At 75.4% G+C, this 18,539-nt stretch carries 19 protein-coding genes; 12 read left to right on the forward strand and 7 right to left on the reverse strand.

Annotated elements, in window-relative coordinates; genetic code table 11:
- Positions 1-98 precede the first annotated feature (98 nt).
- The 5 genes from AWH51_RS11160 to AWH51_RS11180 are packed head-to-tail and all read left to right on the forward strand — an operon-like array spanning position 99 to position 5,832.
- A complete protein-coding gene (locus tag AWH51_RS11160; protein WP_254654546.1) occupies positions 99-1,307 on the forward strand; it encodes an extracellular solute-binding protein in 1,209 nt (402 codons plus the stop codon).
- The gene (locus AWH51_RS11165) at positions 1,304-2,266 is read left to right on the forward strand and encodes an ABC transporter permease (RefSeq protein WP_063072146.1); all 963 of its coding nucleotides are present in this window, start codon (positions 1,304-1,306) and stop codon (positions 2,264-2,266) included. Before AWH51_RS11160 ends, AWH51_RS11165 begins: the two co-directional genes overlap by 4 nt.
- The gene (locus AWH51_RS11170; RefSeq protein ID WP_063072147.1) at positions 2,266-3,081 is read left to right on the forward strand and encodes an ABC transporter permease; all 816 of its coding nucleotides are present in this window, start codon (positions 2,266-2,268) and stop codon (positions 3,079-3,081) included. Before AWH51_RS11165 ends, AWH51_RS11170 begins: the two co-directional genes overlap by 1 nt.
- Positions 3,082-3,088: 7 nt before the next feature.
- Positions 3,089-4,264, forward strand: a complete 1,176-nt coding sequence (locus AWH51_RS11175; RefSeq protein WP_063072148.1) for an ABC transporter ATP-binding protein — start codon at positions 3,089-3,091, stop codon at positions 4,262-4,264.
- Positions 4,261-5,832, forward strand: coding sequence for an inositol monophosphatase family protein (locus tag AWH51_RS11180; RefSeq protein ID WP_063072149.1), 1,572 nt, complete (start codon positions 4,261-4,263; stop codon positions 5,830-5,832). Before AWH51_RS11175 ends, AWH51_RS11180 begins: the two co-directional genes overlap by 4 nt.
- A gap of 4 nt (positions 5,833-5,836) precedes the next feature.
- Here the strand turns inward: AWH51_RS11180 and AWH51_RS11185 are convergent, their stop codons facing one another.
- Complete coding sequence (locus tag AWH51_RS11185) at positions 5,837-6,793, reverse strand: NUDIX domain-containing protein (RefSeq protein ID WP_063072150.1); 957 nt, start codon at positions 6,791-6,793, stop codon at positions 5,837-5,839.
- A gap of 40 nt (positions 6,794-6,833) precedes the next feature.
- Between AWH51_RS11185 and AWH51_RS11190 the strand changes: the two genes are divergently transcribed.
- On the forward strand, positions 6,834-7,313 hold the full coding sequence (locus AWH51_RS11190; protein WP_063072151.1) for a hypothetical protein: 480 nt from the start codon (positions 6,834-6,836) through the stop codon (positions 7,311-7,313).
- A gap of 26 nt (positions 7,314-7,339) precedes the next feature.
- On the opposite strand, the gene AWH51_RS11195 is transcribed toward AWH51_RS11190, so the two are convergent.
- The gene (locus tag AWH51_RS11195) at positions 7,340-8,347 is read right to left on the reverse strand and encodes an NADP-dependent oxidoreductase (protein WP_254654547.1); all 1,008 of its coding nucleotides are present in this window, start codon (positions 8,345-8,347) and stop codon (positions 7,340-7,342) included.
- 117 nt (positions 8,348-8,464) lie between these two features.
- Between AWH51_RS11195 and AWH51_RS11200 the strand changes: the two genes are divergently transcribed.
- The gene (locus AWH51_RS11200) at positions 8,465-9,247 is read left to right on the forward strand and encodes a Pr6Pr family membrane protein (protein ID WP_081235071.1); all 783 of its coding nucleotides are present in this window, start codon (positions 8,465-8,467) and stop codon (positions 9,245-9,247) included.
- Complete coding sequence (locus AWH51_RS11205) at positions 9,244-9,993, forward strand: hypothetical protein (protein ID WP_063072154.1); 750 nt, start codon at positions 9,244-9,246, stop codon at positions 9,991-9,993. Before AWH51_RS11200 ends, AWH51_RS11205 begins: the two co-directional genes overlap by 4 nt.
- Here the strand turns inward: AWH51_RS11205 and AWH51_RS11210 are convergent.
- Positions 9,990-11,495, reverse strand: coding sequence for a flavin monoamine oxidase family protein (locus tag AWH51_RS11210; RefSeq protein ID WP_063072155.1), 1,506 nt, complete (start codon positions 11,493-11,495; stop codon positions 9,990-9,992). The two genes, AWH51_RS11205 and AWH51_RS11210, sit on opposite strands and share 4 nt — an antisense overlap.
- 43 nt (positions 11,496-11,538) lie before the next feature.
- On the opposite strand from AWH51_RS11210, the gene AWH51_RS11215 reads away from it, so the two are divergent.
- Positions 11,539-11,958, forward strand: coding sequence for an RNA-binding S4 domain-containing protein (locus tag AWH51_RS11215; RefSeq protein ID WP_063072156.1), 420 nt, complete (start codon positions 11,539-11,541; stop codon positions 11,956-11,958).
- A gap of 66 nt (positions 11,959-12,024) precedes the next feature.
- Here the strand turns inward: AWH51_RS11215 and AWH51_RS11220 are convergent, their stop codons facing one another.
- On the reverse strand, positions 12,025-12,990 hold the full coding sequence (locus tag AWH51_RS11220; RefSeq protein ID WP_081235073.1) for a 3-methyladenine DNA glycosylase: 966 nt from the start codon (positions 12,988-12,990) through the stop codon (positions 12,025-12,027).
- Between the two features lie 92 nt (positions 12,991-13,082).
- Between AWH51_RS11220 and AWH51_RS11225 the strand changes: the two genes are divergently transcribed.
- From AWH51_RS11225 to AWH51_RS11235, 3 genes are all read left to right on the forward strand, one after another.
- Positions 13,083-13,517 (forward strand): hypothetical protein, encoded by a 435-nt coding sequence (locus AWH51_RS11225; protein ID WP_063072157.1) that lies wholly within the window; start codon positions 13,083-13,085, stop codon positions 13,515-13,517.
- A 219-nt stretch (positions 13,518-13,736) separates the two neighbouring features.
- A complete protein-coding gene (locus tag AWH51_RS11230; protein WP_063072158.1) occupies positions 13,737-14,765 on the forward strand; it encodes a hypothetical protein in 1,029 nt (342 codons plus the stop codon).
- A gap of 88 nt (positions 14,766-14,853) precedes the next feature.
- Positions 14,854-15,111, forward strand: a complete 258-nt coding sequence (locus AWH51_RS11235; protein WP_063072159.1) for a hypothetical protein — start codon at positions 14,854-14,856, stop codon at positions 15,109-15,111.
- A 75-nt stretch (positions 15,112-15,186) separates the two neighbouring features.
- On the opposite strand, the gene AWH51_RS11240 is transcribed toward AWH51_RS11235, so the two are convergent.
- From AWH51_RS11240 to AWH51_RS11250, 3 genes are all read right to left on the reverse strand, one after another.
- Positions 15,187-16,167, reverse strand: a complete 981-nt coding sequence (locus AWH51_RS11240; protein ID WP_063072160.1) for a J domain-containing protein — start codon at positions 16,165-16,167, stop codon at positions 15,187-15,189.
- The gene (locus tag AWH51_RS11245; protein WP_063072161.1) at positions 16,164-17,828 is read right to left on the reverse strand and encodes a stealth family protein; all 1,665 of its coding nucleotides are present in this window, start codon (positions 17,826-17,828) and stop codon (positions 16,164-16,166) included. Before AWH51_RS11245 ends, AWH51_RS11240 begins: the two co-directional genes overlap by 4 nt.
- Positions 17,829-17,950: 122 nt before the next feature.
- A complete protein-coding gene (locus tag AWH51_RS11250; protein WP_063072162.1) occupies positions 17,951-18,418 on the reverse strand; it encodes a hypothetical protein in 468 nt (155 codons plus the stop codon).
- Positions 18,419-18,539 lie beyond the last annotated feature (121 nt).

An 18,539-nucleotide genomic window follows, 5' to 3' on the forward strand; every position in this document is an offset into this window, starting at 1 on the left:
TGACGGCCCGCTCCCCGGCGCGCACGTTCGCCCTCGGGGAGCCGGATCGCAACGTTCCGTTCACGTCCGGGCCACCAGCGGGCCGCACCATCGAAACGATGCGATCCGCATCGTCCCCCGAGCAGAAGGACACCCGACCCGTGATCCCCCGCCGTCACCTCCTCGCCCTCGCCGCCGCCGCGTCCGCCGCCGTCGCGCTCGCCGGCTGCGCGCCCACCACGAGCAGCGAGGCCCAGGCCCAGAACCACGCCGTGACCGACGCCTCGGGCAGCGCCCGCGTCTTCATCTCCGGCGACACCAACGTCAAGGCCCTCTGGGACGACGGGATCATCCCCGCGTTCGAGAAGGCGAACCCCGGCGCCTCCGTCACCACGACCCTCGACCTCCACGGCGAGCACGACGCCCAGACCATGGCGACGCTCACGAGCTCGGTGCAGGGCGGATCCGACCCCGGCTATGACCTCATCGACGCGGGCTTCACGGCGGCCGCCGGCACCGGCGGGCTCCTCGCGCCCGTCTCCGCCGGCACCATCCCGAACCTCGCCACCGTGCCCGACGCGACCGTGCAGGCCGGCGGCGGCTTCGGGATCCCCTACCGCGCGTCCTCGGTGCTCCTCGCCTACGACTCCACCAAGGTGTCGACGCCGCCGAAGACCCTCGACGAGCTGCTGTCGTGGATCACCGCGAACCCGGGCGAGTTCGCCTACAACTCGCCCGCGACGGGCGGCTCGGGCAGCGCGTTCGTCACGACCGTGCTCGACTCCCACCTCGACGACGCCACGCGGGAGAAGATGACGACCGGCTACGACCAGTCGCTCGAGGGCGCGTGGGACGCCGGCTTCGACCAGCTGAAGAGCCTCGACCCCGCCATGTACCAGGGCGGGGTGTACCCGAACGGCAACAACCAGGTGCTCGACCTGCTCGGCACGGGCGCCATCGAGATGGCCCCCGTCTGGAGCGACCAGGTCATCACCGCGCAGAAGTCCGGCACGCTGCCCTCCACGGTGAAGTACGCGCAGATCTCGAACCCCTCCTTCACCGGCCACGCGTCCTTCCTCGGCATCCCGAAGACGGCCGCGCACGCGGACGTCGCCCAGAAGCTGGCCGACTACGTGCTCTCCGCGGAGGGCCAGGCCGTCGTCGCGAGCACCATCGCGGGCTACCCCGTGATCGCGCTCGACCAGGTGCCGGAGGACCTCAAGGCCCAGTTCGCGTCCGCCGACCCGACCGAGCTGCGCCCCGGCTACAACAGCAAGATGGCGTCGGACATGGCGAACCTCTGGGACCAGAAGGTGCCCGGCCAGTGACGGCGATCCGGCAGTCGGCCCCCGCCGCGCCGGTCGCCCCCGCACGGCGCGCGACCCGGGTGTCCCCGGGCGCGCGCCGCGCCGGCATCGGCCTCGCGCTCGCCCTCCCGCCCGCGCTGCTGCTCGCGGTGTTCGTCGGGATCCCGGTGGTGCTCGCCATCGGGTTCAGCCTCGGCCACACCGGCGGGCTCAACAGCACCATCGCGTCCATCGGCCTCGGCACGCGGACCGCGACCGACTGGTGGGGCACGCTCGACGCGTACGCGGACGTGTTCCAGGACCCGCGCTTCCTGCGCGACCTCGGCGTGACCGTCGTCGTCACGGTGGTCTCCACTGCCATCGTGATCGCGCTGGCCCTGGCGATCTCGCTCAACCTCCGCCTCCGCGGCGGCCGGCTCGCGACGCTCTTCGCGGGGCTCGCGGTCATCCCGCTGTTCATCCCCGTCGTCATCGCGTCGTGGGCGATCCTCACCTTCTACTCGGGCGACGGGTTCGTGCGCACGGTCTTCGCGCTCATCGGCCTCGAGGGGCCGACGTGGGGCTACACGACGGTCGCGGTGGTCATCGGATCCGTCTGGACGAGCCTCCCCTTCGCCACGCTCATGGCCACCTCGGGCGTGCAGGGCATCCCCGACGCCATGATCGAGGCGGCGCGCGACGCCGGCGCGTCCACCTGGGCGATCGTCACCCGCGTGCTCGTGCCGCTCGCCGCCATCCCGCTCGTCATCGCGACGACCTTCACGGCGATCGGCGTGCTCGGCTCCTTCACGGTGCCGTACTTCACGGGACCGAACGCGCCCAGCATGCTCGGCGTCGACATCTCGAAGTACTTCACGGGCTTCAACCACCCGCAGCAGTCCATCGTCATGGCCATCGTGGTGTTCGTCCTGGCGTCGGGGATCGCGTTCCTCTACGTGCGGGCGAACTTCCGCTCCGCGAAGGCGGAGGGCCGGGTCTGATGCGCGCGCTCCTCTCCGCCCGCGGCGGGGTCCAGGCCGCGCTCTTCGCGGTCGTCGCCGTCTTCGTCCTCGGGCCGCTGCTGTGGCTCGCGGCGCACGCGTTCGCGACCTCGTGGGACTACCCGAGCCTCCTCCCCGCCGGCCTCACCCTCGACTGGTGGCAGGTCGTGTTCTCGGACGCCGAGCTCGGCGCGGCCGTCCGCAACTCGCTGTACTTCGCGCCCATCACGGTGCTGGTCTCGGCGCTCGTGTGCCTGCCGGCCGCCTACGCGTTCTCGCGGTTCCAGTTCCCCGGGCGGCGGATCCTGCTGGTGGGCCTCTTCGCGACCAACGCGTTCCCCAAGATGGGCCTCTTCGTCTCGATGGCGTCGCTCTTCTACGGGCTGCACCTGATGAACACGGTGACGGGCATCGTCATCGTGCAGCTCATCGGCACCGTGGTCTTCATGACCTGGATCCCGGCCGCCGCGTTCAGCGCCGTGCCGCGCTCCCTCGAGGAGGCCGCGCGCGACGCGGGCGCCGGACGCGTGCGGACCTTCCTGCACGTGACGCTGCCGCTCGCGCTGCCCGGGATCCTCGTCGCCGTGCTCATGTCGTTCCTCGCCGCGTTCGACGAGGCCCAGGGCACGTACCTCGTGGGGGCACCGGTCTACATGACGATGCCGACCGAGATGTACTCGCTGGTCCTCAACCACCCGGTGCAGGTCGCCGCGGTGTTCTCGATCCTCCTCTCCCTGCCCTCCGTCGCCCTCCTCCTGCTCGCCCGCCGCCACATCATGGGCGGGCGTCTGGCCGAGGGCTTCCAGATCCGTTAGGCCGGTCATGTCCGCATCCGCATCCCCCACCACGGCGACAGCGCCGCTCCCCCACGACGACGGCACGGGCACGCGTCCGGCGTCGGGCCTCGTCGTCGCCGGCCTCTCCAAGGACCTCGGCGGCCGCACCATCGTCGACGACCTCCACCTCGACGTCGCGCGCGGCGAGCTCGTCGCGCTCCTCGGCCCGTCCGGCTGCGGCAAGACCACGACGCTCCGGATGATCGCCGGGTTCCTCGAGCCCGACCGCGGCTCCGTCGTGATCGGCGGCCGCGACGTGACCGCGTCCGGCCCCGACAAGCGGCCGAGCGCGATGGTGTTCCAGAACTACGCGCTGTGGCCGCACCTCACGGTCTTCAAGAACGTCGCCTTCCCGCTGACGCTCCGGAAGCTGCCGAAGGACGAGATCGCCCGTCGGGTGATGGCCGCCCTCGAGACCGTGAACCTCGCGCACCACGCGCACTCGCGTCCCGCGCACATCTCGGGCGGTGAGCAGCAGCGCGCGGCCCTGGCCCGCGCCATCGTGCAGGAGCCCGACCTGCTGCTCCTCGACGAGCCGCTGTCGAACCTCGACGCGAAGCTGCGCGTGAAGGTGCGCGAGGAGATCCGCGACATCCAGCAGCGCCTGGGGATCACGACCGTCATGGTCACGCACGACCAGGACGAGGCGCTCGCCATCTCCGACCGCGTCGCCGTGATGCACCAGGGCCGCATCGAGCAGGTGTCGGCCCCGACCGAGCTGTACGCGCACCCGCGGACGCTCGTGGTGGCGTCGTTCATCGGCAGCATGAACCTGCTGCCCGCGCCGCGCCTGTCGGGCACGACGCCGGAGACGGTCGGCGCCGAGGCACCCGTCGCCTTCGCGCCCACCTCCGCCGACCCCGACGTGTGGGCGGTGCGTCCCGAGCACGTCGCCTTCGCGCCGCGCGGTCCGCGCTCGGAGGCGGACGCGACCTCCGTCGTGGTGCGCCGAGTCCTCCCGCACGGCCACTTCCAGGAGCTCGTGCTCGACGCGGGCGGCGTGGAAGTGCGTGCCCTCACGACCGGCGTCGCGCCCTCCGTGGGCGACGGCGGCACCGTGACGCTCCGGGACGTCCGGCACTATCGCGGCGGCACGCTCGTGGGATCGACGGCCAGCACGCCGGCGTCGACCGCGACGACGGCATCGGACGAGATCCGATGACGACCGCGACCGCCCACCGCGGCGACTCCTCCCGGCACCGCGAGAACACGCTCGCCGCGATCCGCTCGGCCGCGGAGTCCGGCGCGACGACCGTCGAGGTCGACGTGCAGGTCACGCGCGACGGCGAGGTCGTGCTCGTGCACGACGCGACGCTCGAGCGCCTGTGGGGCCTCGACGCGCGCGTCGCGGACGTGGACGCGGCCGTCGTCCGCGATCTCGGCGGCGGCGACCTGCGGATCCCGCTCCTCGCCGAGGCGCTCGAGCTGCTCGCGGGCACCGACGTGGAGCTCGTCATCGACATGGCGTCGCCGGATCCCGCCGCCGCCGCCCACGCGGTCGTCGCCCGGGCGCCGCGCACGCCGCGCGTCGCCTGGTGCGGGCACCTCGGCGGCATGCGGGTCATCCGCTCGCTCGACGCCGACGCCGTGATCTGGCTGCCCTGGGCCGACGCCGTGCCGCCGACCGCGGGCGAGCTCGCGGAGCTCCGGCCCGCCGTCGTCAACATGCCGCACCTCCTCGTGGGCCGCGCGCTCGTCGAGGCGGTGCACGCCCAGGGCGCCCGCGTCGCGGCGTGGACGGTCGACGCGCCCGAGCAGATGGCGTGGCTCGCCTCCATCGGGGTGGACGCCATCACCACGAACCGGCTGCCGCTCCTCCTCGAGGTGCTCGCGCGCAGCGAGGCCGGTGCCGCGGAGGCCGGGTCGCCCGCCGCCGAGCGGATCCGGGCCCGCGCCGTCGCGCGCGACCTCGCCGGGTGGGCCGTGCAGCGCGTCCGCTCGCACGAGGTGGGCGACGTGGACACCAAGGCCAACCCCGCCGATCACGTGACCGAGATCGACCGCGCCGTCGAGCGCGACGTGCGCGACGTGATCGGCGCGCAGTTCCCGCACCACGTGCTGGTCGGCGAGGAGTACGGCGGCGAGGCCGTGCCCGGCCGCCCGTGCTGGTACCTCGACCCCGTCGACGGCACCGCGAACCTCGCCAACGGCGTGCCCTGGACGAGCTTCTCGCTCGCGCTCGTCGTGGACGGGACGCCCGTCGTGGGGATCGTCGCGGATCCGTGGCGCGGCACGGTCGTGGAAGCCGCCGCGGGCGAGGGCGCCTGGTGCGACGGGGAACGCATCGACCTCGCGGCGACGCCGCACGGGGTCGCGCCCGACGCCGATCCGCTGCGGGGCCGCATGGTGAGCACGGAGCTCGCCGGGCACGCGCCGTGGCCGGGGATGCTGCCGCTGCTCGCGGCGCTCGCCGACCGGTTCTGCACGATGCGGGTCATGGGATCCGGCACGCTCACGGTCGCGGGCATCGCGCTCGGGCACGGCGCGGGCGCGGTGATCGGGTCCTTCGGGCCGGTCGACCACCTCGCGGCGACGCTCATCGTGCGCGAGGCGGGCGGCGTGGTGCTCGACGCGGACGGCGACGACACGCTGTTCCCCGCGTCCGGCGGCGTGCTGGCGGCGCGCGACCGGCCGACCGCGGAGGCGCTGCACGCCCTCTGGCGGGCCGGGATCACGGACGCCCTGACGGCTGCCGTGCCGGCGCCGCCGCTCGCGGCCCTGGCGGGCTGAGCCGCTAGTCCGCGTCGCGGTCCGCGCGCGCGTCGAGCAGCGCGCGGATCCGACCGGGCCCCGTCACGCGCGCGCCGAGCCCCTCGACGCGCGCGACGAGCCCGCGGTCCGCCGTGACGACGACGACCTCGCGTCCGGCGTCGCGGGCCGCCCCGACGACGCGCACGATCTCCGCGTCGCCGTCGGCCGGGGCGGCGACCACGGCCACGCCGGGCGCGCGCAGGGTGGGCTCGGCCGGATCCGCGACGGGTGCCGCGGGAAGCGACGCGCCGCGCCCCTGCCCCTCCACGACCGCGACGACGTCCGGCCACCGCACGGCGCCGGGCAGGCCGAGGTCGTCCGCGGGCAGGCCGTCGCGCGCGAGCAGGTCGAGCCCGGCGAGGAGACGGGACGTGGATCCCGCCCGGTCGCGCCACCACCCGTCGGGCCGGGAGCCGAGGAGGTTCGCGGTGTCGACCACGAGCGTCACGTCCCGCGCGAGCTCCCCGCGCAGCATCGGCCAGGATCCGCCGAAGCCCGGGTGCAGCGGCAGCGCGTCGACCTCGTCGACGGGCACCCAGCGCAGCTCGATGCTCTCCGCGTCCGCGACGCGGGGCGCGAAGGGCCGGAGGACGCGCGCGGTGACGGTCGTGTAGCTCCAGAAGCCGAGGTCGAGCACGGTCGCGAGCAGCGGGCGGATCCCCGCCGGCGGCACGCCCGCCTCCTCCGCCGACTCGCGCGCGGCTCCGTCGACGGCGGATTCGCCCGCGTGGCGGGCGCCTCCGGGCAACCCCCACGTGCCGCCGTGGTGGCTCCAGGCGACCCGGTGCTGCAGGAGCACGCCGCGGTCGGGATCGTGCACGAGCAGGCCCGCCGCCCCGAACGCGCCCCAGTAGCGCTGGCCCTCGGGGCTCTCGACCCAGGCGTCGCCGCTGTCTCGGGGCACCCCGCGCGGGGGCTCGGGCGGGCGCTCGGCGGTCATGGCCCCACCATCTCACGCGCTCCTTCGATAGCGTCGGGGCATGTCGTGCATCAGGTTCACCACCGCCGCGCAGCTCGAGGCCCTGCACCGGACCGCGCCCGCCGTCCTCACCGCGGAGGAGGCCGCCGCGCTGCATCCCGCGCCCGAGGTCACCCCCAGCAAGATCCGCCGCCTGCGCCTGCTCGCCGAGCACCGCGACCCCAAGGTGCGCGAGAGCGTCGCCAGCAGCCGCCACGCGCCGCTCGACGTGCAGCACGCGCTCGCGCACGACGCCGACGAGGGCGTCCGCGCCTGCCTCGCGCGCAACCCGGTCGCGCCCGCCGAGGTGCTGACGGTGCTCGTGGGCGACACCTCGGAGCGCGTGCGCTCCTGGCTCGCCGTCAACGACGCGACACCGCCGGCAGCGGTCGCGCTGCTCGAGTGCGACGAGTCCCCCGCCGTCCGCGACCTGCTGCTCTGGCGCGAGGCCCACATCGAGCGCCCCGCGGAGCCGGAGCCCGCCGAGGTCGTCGCCCGCTGACGACGCCCGCCGAGCGGGGCTCCGGGTCAGGCGCGCCCCTCCGCCACGTCGCGCGCCTTCGCCGTGCTGCGGCGGTCGCCCGGGTAGTGCACGGGCCGCATGCCGAGCACGATCTTGCCGCGCGCGTGCCGACGCTCCAGGTCGTCGAACGCGTCCTGTACCTCCGCGAGCGGGTAGAAGCCGGACACGAGCACGTCGACCTCGCGCTTGGCGGCGAGCTCCGCGACCGTGGCGAGCGTGCGCGAGCGGTGCACGTCGTCCTCCTCGACGGGCGGCAGCACGGCCTCGAGCTCGAGCTCCCGGCGGTCGTCGCTCGAGCTGAAGCGCTTGCCCGCGACACCCAGCTCCTCGGCCACGTGCTCGCCGCCGCCGAAGTTGTCGACGAAGCCCTGCACGCCGTTCGGGGCCGCCTTCCGGATCCGGTCGGCGAGGCCGTCGCCGTAGACGACGGGCGTGACGCCGATCTGGCGCAGGTAGTCGAAGTTGCGCTCGCCGCACGTCCCGATGACCCGGGCGCCGCGCCGCATCGCGAGCTGCGCCTGGATGCTGCCGACGCCGCCGGCCGCCGCGGTGACGACGAGGGTGTCGCCCTCGCCCACCGTGACGGCGTGCAGCACGTCGTGCGCCACGAGTCCGGCGAGGAACAGGCCGCCCGCGATCTCCCACGGGAGCTGCGCGGGCTTCAGCACGAGGTTGCCCGCGGGCACGACCACGTGCGTCGCGTGCGCGGCCATGACCGTGTGGCCGAGGACGTCCTGCCCCTTCTTGAACCGGGTCACGCCCTCGCCGACGGCCGCGATGCAGCCGGCGAAGTCGCTGCCCTGCCCGTTGGGGAACGCGGTCGGCACCTCGTCGGGGAACCGGCCCTGGCGGATGTACGCCTCGATGTGGTTGATGCCCGCCGCGAACACCTCCACGAGGACCTCGCCGGGTCCGGGCGACGGACGCGGGACGTCGACGACCTCGAGGACGTCGACGCCGCCGAAGGACCCGAACTGCACCTGCTGGGTGGTGGATCTCGATGAAGGGCTCATGCGCGTCATCCTGCCGTCCCCGGCCGCGGCGCGCGAGGGCGCGGAGGCGATCGTGAGACTCGCGTTCGTAGACTGGATGCGGCCGGGCAGCCTCGAGTCGGCCGCGATCGGAGTGCCGTGCAGAGGATCCTCGGTGCCGTGCGCCTCATCGCCGCGGTGGTGGGCGCGATCGCGCTCGCCGGGGACCTCGACTACGTGCAGGGTTTCACGAGCTTCGCGACGGCCAACTGGTTCAGCTACTTCACGACGCAGAGCGGCATGGCCGGGGTCGTCGTGCTCGCCGCCTCCGGCGTGCACGCCCTCCGCGGCGGGGTCGAGCCGCGCCTGATGGCGGCCGTCCGCGCGATCGTCGTCAGCTACATGGTGGTCTCCGGCGTCGTGTTCGGGCTCATCGTGCTGGAGTCGAGCGCGCAGTCCTACCACGTCGAGGTGCCGTGGTCGAGCCGGCTCCTGCACTTCGTGCTGCCGGCCTACGCGCTCCTCGACTGGACCCTCGCACCCGGTCGCCCGCGCGTCCCCTGGCCGGCCGTGGGCTGGGCGATGGCGTACCCGGTGGCGTGGTGCGCGTTCACGGAGGTGCGCGGGCCGCGCGTCGGCTGGTACCCGTACTTCTTCATGGACCCGGCGCAGGTCGGCGTGCCGCTCGGCATCGCGGCCTGGTTCGCGCTCGTGGCGGGGGTGCTCGCGGCGATCACGGCCGTGGTCGTCGCGCTCAGCCGGATCCGGCCGGCGGACGTGCCCTCGGCGCACGGACGGACGGCATCGCGCGACCGCGGGGCCGACGGGACGGCGGACGCCCCGGCCGACCCCGGTCGCGCCGACGCCCCGGCGGAGCACGACGGGTCGCCCGACGACGCGTCCGACCCGGCCCGGCGCCGCCGTGCGAGCATCGGACGGTGACCCTCCCCGACGCGCGACCGCCCGGCGATGCCGGTCCGAGCGGCCACGGCCTCGAGCTGCGCTGGCCGACCGTCATGACGCGCGACGGCGATCCGGAGGCGGTCGTCGTCGACGTGGTGAACGAAGGGGACGCGCGCTGGATCCCGACGGGCGAGTCGCTGCTCGCCTTCGGCGCCATCACGGCCCCGGGCGCGCCACCGCCGGGGATCGCGTTCGCGTTCGCGGGAGGCCCGCGGCGTGCGGTGGCGCTCGACCCCGGCGATCGCACGCGCGTCCCCGTCTCGATCCCCGACGGCGACTGGGCGGAGCTGGAGCCCGGCCCGCACGACGTGCACGCGGTCCTGATCAGCCCGCACGTCCGCGCCGCCGAGCCTCTCCGCGTGACGATCACGGCGGAGATGATCGCGCGCCGGTGCGCCGCCGTCGCGCGGGTGCCGCGGCACGACGCCGACGCCGTGCGTCGCTCCCGCGAGGCGACCATCGCGTGGCTGCGGGCGCGGACCGCCGCGGGCGACGCGCTCGTGGCGCTCGCCGGGGAGCTCGCCCGGGCGGCGTCCGCCGCGGACGCCGTGGCCCGGATCCGCGCGCTGCTCGACACCGACGAGTCGACGGCGCAGCTCCTGCTGGGCACGCCCCTGGACATGCTCCTGCCCTCCGCCGTCGCGGCCGGCCGACGCGAGCTCGCCGACGCCGAGGAGCGTCGCGACGCGTCGTCGCGGGCCGCCGACGCCTCCGGTCCCGCCTAGGGCGCCGGGGTCGCGCTGCCGTCGGGCGCGGGCGTCTGCGTGGCCGTGCCGTCCGCGACGAGCGCCGGATCGGCGAAGGGCGCGAGCGTCCGCAGCGCCGCCTCGCGCAGGGTCGCGTCGTCCATCCGCGCGACCCGCTCGGCGGCCTGGGCCCCGACCTCGGCCATGAGGACGGGCTCGCCCGTGATCGGCAGCAGGTTGTACCAGCGGGTGTGGCTGCCGCCCGCGTCGTGCGAGGTCCAGACGGTGGCGGTCGTCGACCAGAACGGCTCGCGGAATCGCAGCCACACGCGGTCGGCGCGGCCGGCCCCGAGCGCCCGGATGGCCGTGTCGTGCGAAGCGGGGAGCGCCGGGTCGAAGGCGATGGCGCCCTCCTGCAGCACGCCGAGCGGGACCGTGACGACCACGCGGTCGACGGAGAGCGACTCACCCGATCCCAGGCGGATGCCCACGCGCCCGTTCCCGTAGGAGATGCGCGAGACGGTGGACTCGCGGAGCACGTCGATCCGCTGGTCGCGCAGGAGGTGCTGCACGAGACCCGCGAACCCGCCGGTGACGGCGACGTTGGCGACCGGCACGGGCTCGTCGAGGCCGTGGGCCGCGGACAGGTCGCCGGGCGCCGCGCCGTGCGCGATGGCGACGTCGGTGGCGAGGAGGCCCGCGAGGCGCGAGGCCGGCGAGGCCGCTCCGCCCTCGATCGCGAGAGCGTCGCCGCCGGTGGCGAGGAGGGCGGCGGACACGCTCGCATCGGCCGACCGGGTGCGCGCCCAGGTGCGCGCGGCGGCGAGGGCGTCGGATCCGGCGGTCGAGGGCTCGAGCACCTTCCCGTCGGGGCCGCGGTCCTCGGCCACGAGCGCGAGCCCGTAGCGGGAGAGGCCCGCCGCCTCGACGGCGTCGCGGAGGGCGCCGTCGGGGTCGGCGGCGATCCAGAGCGCGCCGAGCTCCGCGGGCTGGGGCCAGTCGGGTCCGGTGACCGCCCGGATCCGGCCGCCGAGGTCCGCGCGCGCCTCGACGAGGACGACGTCGTGTCCCGCGTCGCGGAGGGCGCGGGCGGCGGCCGCGCCCGCGATGCCGGCGCCGACGACGGCGATCCGCTCGGATCCGGCGCCCGCCCGCTGGACCTCGGCGGCGGCACGCAGCCCGGACGCGTGCGCGCCGGCGACCGTGCCCGGACGGTCCGCGCTCGTGGCCTCGCCCGCGAAGAAGAGGCGGTCGGCCACGGGACGGGCGAGCGCATCGCGGTCGGCCGAGGTCGCGCCCGGACGCAGGTAGCTGCCGGCCCCGCGCGCGAAGGGATCGCCCGACCAGTCGGAGCGCGCGAAGGCGACGGGCTCGGGCACGCCCGCCGCGGTGATCGTCGGCGTGGGGCCGGGGGTCGACGTGCCGGGCGGCGTGGCCGGGGGCGTCGCGGGGGCGGGGGTCGTCCGCGTGCACGCCGCGAGCCCGAGGAGCGAGAGCCCCGACGCGGAGGCGGCGAGGAGGGTGCGGCGGGAGATCGACATGCTCCGGTCAGCGTACCGGGGAGCCGTCGCCTAGGGTCGGGGCATGCCCATCGACGACGCGCCGGCCCCGCTCCCCGGCGGCCAGGCGGCCGTCCGGGTCGACAGCTGGCTGTGGGCCGTGCGCGTCTACAAGACGAGGTCGCAGGCGACGGCCGCGTGCCGGGCGGGCCACGTGCGCGTCGGCGACGAGCGCGCGAAGGCCTCGCAGGCGGTCCGGCCGGGCGACGGGGTGCGGGTGCGCGTCGCGGGCGCCGAGCGGATCCTCGTCGTGCGCCGCACGCTCGTGAAGCGCGTCGGTCCCGCCGTCGCGGCCGAGGCGATGACCGACCTCACTCCCCCGCCGCCGCCCCGGGACGCCGCGCCGGCGACCGTCGTGCGCGACCGCGGCGCCGGGCGGCCGACGAAGCGCGACCGGCGCGACATCGAGCGGCTGCGCGATCCCGAGGGCATGCGCGGACGCTGATCCCGTGACGTCCGCACGCCCGTCCGGCGCAGCCGCGGCTCCCGCGACGGACGGACCGGTCCCGCGTCAGAGCCCGGCGGCGGCGACGCGGCGCGCGTGCGCGAGCTCGCCGAGGATCCGCTGCCGCAGCGCGTTCGACCGCTCGGCGAACCCGCGCTGCTCCGCCGCGTAGCGCGCCTTGCCCGCGGGCTCCTCGATCCGCACGGCCTCGAGCCCCAGTGCCGAGACGTCGTACGGGCTCGCGCGCATGTCGAGGGAGCGGATGTCCCGGGCCAGCTCGAACGCGTCGAGCAGCACCTCCCCGGCGACGAGCGGGCCGAGCTTCGTCGCCCACTTGTAGACGTCCATCCCGGCGTGCAGGCAGCCGGGCTGCTCGAGGTCGGGCTGCGTCTCGCGGGTCGGCGCCAGGGCGTTCCGCGGCACGGCCTCGGGCGTGAAGAAGCGGAACGCGTCGATGTGGGTGCAGGCCAGCCGGTGCGTCTCGACGACCTCGTCGGTCGCGGCGGATCCGAGGCGCAGCGGCAGCCGCTCGTGCCGCTGCTCACCCGGCCCCACCCTGTAGACCATGGCCCACTCGTGCAGGCCGAAGCAGGAGAAGCGGCCGGGGCGGGCGGCGGTGCGGGAGAGGATCCGCTCGACGAAGGAGGCGGTGGACCCGCGCGCCTCGAGGTACGAGGACGCGTCCACGCGGACGCCGCCGTCCGTCGCGTCGTCGGCCGCGGCGTACCAGCGCCAGGCCGCGCGCTCCTCGCCCGCCGCGCCCGCGAGCACGACGCCCGCGCCCGGATGCCAGCGGCGCAGCAGCGACGGCTTGTGCGGGTAGTAGGTGAAGAGGAAGTCGTCCACCTCGTGCGTGCGGCCCGCGAGGCGGCGCTCGCGGAAGCCCGCGGAGAAGGCGTCGGCGCGCTCCCCGTGGCGGTCGGCCCGGTCGCGCCAGTCCGCCGGGTCGAGGATCGCGGGGGCGGCGCGCTCCCCCGCGCCGGTCGCCGGATCCGCCGCGGGCGCGGGCAGGAGGTCGGCGGCGGGGATCACCCGTCGAGGCTACCCGCGGCGGGCGCGCGATCCGGCGACGACGGGTCGGGGATCCCGCCCGCCGGGGAGCCGCGGGTGGATAGCATTGGCGCATGGATGACGACTCCCCTCTCACGCCTCCCGGCGTCGCCGGCTACACGATCACCGAGATCGTCGAGAGCGAATCGGGCGGCGAGCCCCTGTTCATCTCCGCGATCCTCCTCGACGGCGAGCACGTCGCCAACTGGATCTCGACCGACCTCGACGAGGACGACGGCATCGTCGCCGACATCGACCACGCGTTCGGCGGCCCGGCCACCGACCGCATGTTCCGCCAGGCCGCGGCGATCTTCCCGGACGCCGTGCTGTCCGAGATCCTCCCCGAGCTCGTCAGCTTCCTCTGGGTCGTGGCCGACGTCGCGGGCGTCGCCGACGACCAGGACCTCGACTTCGAGGCCGCCATCCGCATCGTCGCGGCCGAGGGCGACCTCGACGCGCAGGACCGCGACCTGCTCGGCCGCCTCGAGGGCCTGAAGCGCATCGACTGAACCGCCGTCTCCGAGCGCGCCGTCCGCATCGCGGGCGGCGCGCTCCTGCGTGGGCCGCGGGTGTGGAGGGGCCGGGCGCCCCGTGCTCCGGAGGCCTAACGTGGGCCTCCCGTCTCGATCCTCGCCGCGGCCTCGCCCGCGGCCCCGAGGCGCGGGGCGCCCACGGCGCATCATGAGCGCCGGACAGCCGGCGCCCCACGGGAAGAGGCCGACCACCGCATGATCAACGAGACGCTCATCGACACGCCGCCCCAGCTGTGGCGCACCTCGGAGCTGGTCGACAACGCCCGGCGCTACGTCGACGGCGTCGACGACCGCACGCCCGACCGTCTCTTCCTCGCCCTGAACACGCTCACGCTCGTGCTCGCCCGGTCGGGCCGGGCGGCGCAGGCGTCCGCGCTGCTCGACCGCGGCATCCAGGCGGCCGACCGGCTGATGCGCACGGACCCGGACGCGATCCGCTTCGGCATCGAATGCGTCATCAACCACGCCGACCTCCTGCGGTACTCCGGTGAGCCGCGCGCCGCGATCGCGCTCCTCCGGGAGGTCCACGAGCTGTCGAGCGGCCGGCAGCCGGATCGCCCGGAGATCCGGGGCGTGGACCTCGTGCGCGGCCGGGACGCGAGCCCGGCGGTGCTCGGCGGGGCCATGTTCATGCTGCGGCTGCGCAGCCGGATCTCGCTGCTGAAGACGCTCGTCGCCGTCGGCGACGAGCGGGAGGCGCTCGCGTTCGCGCGGCGCGCGGCCGAGGAGAGCGGCGACAGCGGTGGCCCGCTGCTCGACGTGGCGCTCGACTACGTCGCCGGGCTCGACGACGCGCCCCCCGCCGCACCGAGCGCGTCGGCGCCCGCCACGGCCCTCCAGGTCTGCCAGCTGATCCGCACCCGGTCCCGGCTCGGACTTCCCGTCCTCCCCGTCGAGGAGTTCGACGCCGCCGTCGACCGCGTCGTCGCGAGCACGACGCTGCACAACCCGCGCACGCCGATCCTGTGGCGGGTGGCCCACGCCCGTGCGGCGGGTCTCGACGGGCGGGTCGAGCAGCACCTGGGCGCCATGGGCGACGCGTGCGTCGCCGCCGGCGACAGGCGCCTGCACGAGCGCGCCCTGGTGTTCGCCGGACGGGAGGCCGGGGACGCGCGTGCGCTCTTCCCGGATCCGCGCCCGGACGCCCGGGAGCTCGACGCGCTCGCCGGCGCCTTCACCCGCTGCGTCGACGGGGTCGCCGCGCCGCTCGCTCCCGCCGTCTGAGGGCCCTCACCTGGCCCCGCGGGCCGGGCCCCGCTCACCGGGCCCCGCCCGCCCGGACGCGCGCGGGGCTCCGGCGTACGGTCGATGCATGAGCGACTCCGACATCGATCCCCTGTCCACCGTCCAGGGCGCCCCGGGCGTCACGCAGTCCATGCCGGGTGAGGCCGACTCCGACTCCGCCGTCGGCGGCACGGTCCCCGACGGCGAGTCCATCCAGCACGTCGACGACGACGAGGCTCCCGGCGACGGCGGCCTCTCCAGCGGCGGCGACTCGCTCGGCTCCGACGAGGACGCGGCCGACACCGCGTCCGGCGCGGGCGACGCGCCCACGGACCTGCCCGCCTGATCCACCGCCCCCCCCGAGGGCCCGCCGCGATGCGTCGCGGCGGGCCCTCGCGCGCGCGGCGGCCTCGGCCCGGTGTCAGCCCGCGGCGGGCCCGAGCAGCGTCAGCCGCTCGCGGAGGAGCGCTCGCACGGCGTACGGATCGGCGACGCTGAGCCGGCCCTCCTCCGAGACCCCGTCGCGGAGCACGAGCGGCAGGACGGACCGGCGGACGACGAGCGCCCCGCGGTTGCGGCCGCGCTCCACGCGCTCGACGGGGTGGGCGAGCGCGTCGTCCGGCACCACGACCACAGCCGCCGCGAAGCGGACCCCCGCCGAGGCCGCGAGCGACCGGGCCGCGCCGACCAGCCACGTGACGGGCGCGTCGCCCGGCGCGAGGGCACCGTCGGGATCCGGTGAGACGGGCTGCAGCTCGCCGCGCACGAGCTGGACGTCCGTGCCCCAGTCCTCGGAGCTGAGCGCGAAGAGGCCCGCGGGGGCGAGCACGACGTGGTCGACCTTTCCCGCGCCGTCGAGCGGCCGCACGTCGTGGAAGATCGTGGCGCCCATGCCGAGCGACGCCGCGGCGCGTGCCGTCGCCTCCTCGGCCAGGGCCTTCGCGAGCAGCCAGCGGACGTCGCGCGGGGCGCGGCGCACGAGCTCGGGCGACCAGGGATCCACGCCGAGGTCGGCGCCCGGCGCGACGCCCTGCCACGCCGCCACGCGGTCGAGGTAGTGGGCGCGGGCGAGCGCGCCGGCGACGCCGTGGACCGCGGCGCCGAGACGCGTGCCGGATCCGGGTGCGGGCGCGTACCCGGCGTCGTCCGGGCCGAGCGGGTCGTCGTCCGCGGTCGCCGGACGGCCCTGTCCGCGGTCGTACGCGGCACGGTCGGCGGGCTCCCCCACCAGCTCCCACGCGCGCTGCACCGCGTGGAAGAGGTGCGCCTCGCCGCCCGTGTCCGGATGCGTGGCGCGCACCAGCCGGCGGTACGCGGCGCGGACGGTCGCGGTGTCGGCCGCGGGATCCACCCCGAGCACCTCGTACGGCGTGCGGTCGGCGGGGCTCCCCGCGCGGCTCACTCGGCGGGAGAGGCGGACGCGTCGGCTGCGGCCTGGTCGGCGACCTCCGCCTCCCACGGCGCCGGAATGCCGTAGTAGCGCTCGAGGAAGTCCTGCACCCGCGCCTGGCGCTCGTCGGCCGGCACCTCGGGGAACGAGCCGTCGTTGAGGCAGAAGAAGTCCTGCGAGCGGCGCTTGAGGAGGCCGGGGAGGAGATCCAGACCGGCGCGCGACGTGGTGTCGACGTAGGCGACCTTCGCGTTCTCCTGCTGCACCGCCCGGGCCGTCATCTGCGCGTAGTAGTGGTACAGCGAGTTGGTGACCGAGATGTCGGTGCTGGAGCGGAAGCGGCTGAGCTGCGTGCGGTGGAAGTCCTCCGCGAACTCCTGCTCGAGCTCCAGCAGCACGCTCTTGCGCAGCGGCGTGGCCGCGTGCTCGAGGTGGCGGGTGATGAGGCGGCCGAAGCGCTCCATGAGGAGCCGGCGGTTGACGCGCGCCGAGTTCTCGAAGCCGCTGCGGTCGCTGTCGTTGTCGCCCAGGCCGATGCGCGTGGACGCCTCGATGAACTTCGTGATGCCGCCGGGCGAGAAGAACATGCCGGGCTGCACGGGACGGCCGAAGAACATGTCGTCGTTCGAGTAGAGGAAGTGCTCGCTGAGCCCCGGGATGTGCTGGAGCTGCGACTCGACGGCCTGCGAGTTGTGCGTGGGCAGCGCGGCGGGATCCGTGAAGAACTCCTCGCTGCGCACGAACGTGACGCCGGGGTGCTCGGCGAGCCAGGCCGGCTTCGGCGAGTCGGTGACGATGAAGATCCGGCGCACCCACGGTGCGAACAGGTAGACGGAGCGCAGCGCGTACTTGAGCTCGTCGATCTGGCGGAAGCGCGCCTCGGAGTCGTCGCCCTCGCCGACCACGACGTCCTTCATCCGCTCGGCGCGGCGCTTCTGGAACTCGGGGTCGTTGCCGTCGACCCAGGAGAAGACCATGTCGATGTCGAAGGTGATGTCGGACGCCTGCGCGTCGAACATGCCCCGGAGCGTCTTCCACTCGTGGCCGTACATCTCGACCGTGGTGGGCACGACCTCGGCGGCGGGGAGGATCTCGCGCGTGAGCGAGTTCTCGACCGGCCACACGATGGTCTCGCCCTCGAAGCGGAAGAACTGCAGCTCGACCGCGGTGGACGCCCCGTACGCGAGGAGGCCGTCCGGCTCGATGCGCGGGCGGTAGAGGCGGAAGATCCCGGCCTCGGGGTTGTCGGTGAGGCGGCCGTCGGCGACGAGGAGCGGCGGGCGGCGGCGGCCGTCGACGGTCTTGGCGTAGAGCGGCTCGTCGGCGCACGCGGTCACGAGCGCGCGCACCACGGTGTCGCGGTTCTGCACGTCGATGGCGATGACGGGGCGCTCGTCGTTGCCGCGGATGAGCCAGAAGTCGATGCCGGTCGCGAGCAGCGCGTCCCGGATGAAGAGGAGGTCGGTCACGAGCGCCTGGTGCGGCGTGAGCGTGCGGTTGACCAGCGTGGCGAGGCCCTTGCGGATGACGACGTCGGGGCGGTGGTGCGTGGTCGGCCACGTGGCGGGCGCGGGGGCGACCGCGTCGTCCTGGCGGGAGTACTCCTCCTCGCTGGTGGCCGGATCGACCGTCGGCTCGAGCGCCACGTTGAACTGCCGTGCGCTGCCCGCCATGGATCATCCCCTTGGTGCTTCTCGTGTGCCGATGCGTGCGCCTGACCCGACGGGTGGCGACGGATCATCCTACCGAGCGGTGGACCGCGCCCCCGGTCGGGAGCCTCCCGCGGACGGTGCGGTCAGCGCGGCGGCGCGGCTCCGGGCAGGGCCGGACGCGGCGACCCGTCGGCGTCCCGCCCGAGCCGCGCATGCAGGAGGAGGACGAGCGCCGTGCCGGAGAGCACGCCGTCGAGGATCCCGGCGGGCAGCAGGAACACCATGAGCACGAGCGTGACGACGCAGAGGATCGCGGCGAGCGCGAGGCCCCAGAGCCGGTCGCGCCAGAGGCCGACGCCCGCGGTGATCCGGAGGGCCGCGAAGATCCCGCTCATCGCCATCATCGGGTAGAGGTTCTCGCGGAGGTAGGCGAGGGCGAAGACGTCGGCGTGGTCAGTGATCGTCGCCTGCGGGATGCCGAGCGCGAGCAGGACGACGAGGCCCACGGCGACCAGGCCCTCCATCAGCGCGCCCTGCACGAGGAGCAGCACGGCCGCGGCGCGGAGCTCGCGGCGCGGACGGCTGGCGCGGGCGGTGGTGCGGTTGCTCATGGTCTCCCCGGGGTCGGTGCGAGCGTGGCAGCCCGGTCCGGCGCCGGCAAGTCGGGGCGCCGGTTCGGGGGCGCGGCCCGGCGGATGCGAGGATCGCTGTCACACGCCCGACGCACGACCG

The sequence above is a fragment of the Clavibacter tessellarius genome (genome assembly GCF_001618005.1).
Classification (GTDB): domain Bacteria; phylum Actinomycetota; class Actinomycetes; order Actinomycetales; family Microbacteriaceae; genus Clavibacter; species Clavibacter tessellarius_A.

Coding starts and splice junctions, on each gene's coding strand:
- AWH51_RS11225 (WP_063072157.1), top strand. CDS start 13,083: ATGGATGACGACTCCCCTCTCACGCCTCCCGGCGTCGCCGGCTACACG.
- AWH51_RS11230 (WP_063072158.1), top strand. CDS start 13,737: ATGATCAACGAGACGCTCATCGACACGCCGCCCCAGCTGTGGCGCACC.
- AWH51_RS11190 (WP_063072151.1), top strand. CDS start 6,834: ATGTCGTGCATCAGGTTCACCACCGCCGCGCAGCTCGAGGCCCTGCAC.
- AWH51_RS11195 (WP_254654547.1), bottom strand. CDS start 8,347: ATGAGCCCTTCATCGAGATCCACCACCCAGCAGGTGCAGTTCGGGTCC.
- AWH51_RS11185 (WP_063072150.1), bottom strand. CDS start 6,793: ATGACCGCCGAGCGCCCGCCCGAGCCCCCGCGCGGGGTGCCCCGAGAC.
- AWH51_RS11170 (WP_063072147.1), top strand. CDS start 2,266: ATGCGCGCGCTCCTCTCCGCCCGCGGCGGGGTCCAGGCCGCGCTCTTC.
- AWH51_RS11180 (WP_063072149.1), top strand. CDS start 4,261: ATGACGACCGCGACCGCCCACCGCGGCGACTCCTCCCGGCACCGCGAG.
- AWH51_RS11245 (WP_063072161.1), bottom strand. CDS start 17,828: ATGGCGGGCAGCGCACGGCAGTTCAACGTGGCGCTCGAGCCGACGGTC.
- AWH51_RS11175 (WP_063072148.1), top strand. CDS start 3,089: ATGTCCGCATCCGCATCCCCCACCACGGCGACAGCGCCGCTCCCCCAC.
- AWH51_RS11235 (WP_063072159.1), top strand. CDS start 14,854: ATGAGCGACTCCGACATCGATCCCCTGTCCACCGTCCAGGGCGCCCCG.
- AWH51_RS11250 (WP_063072162.1), bottom strand. CDS start 18,418: ATGAGCAACCGCACCACCGCCCGCGCCAGCCGTCCGCGCCGCGAGCTC.
- AWH51_RS11160 (WP_254654546.1), top strand. CDS start 99: ATGCGATCCGCATCGTCCCCCGAGCAGAAGGACACCCGACCCGTGATC.
- AWH51_RS11210 (WP_063072155.1), bottom strand. CDS start 11,495: ATGTCGATCTCCCGCCGCACCCTCCTCGCCGCCTCCGCGTCGGGGCTC.
- AWH51_RS11215 (WP_063072156.1), top strand. CDS start 11,539: ATGCCCATCGACGACGCGCCGGCCCCGCTCCCCGGCGGCCAGGCGGCC.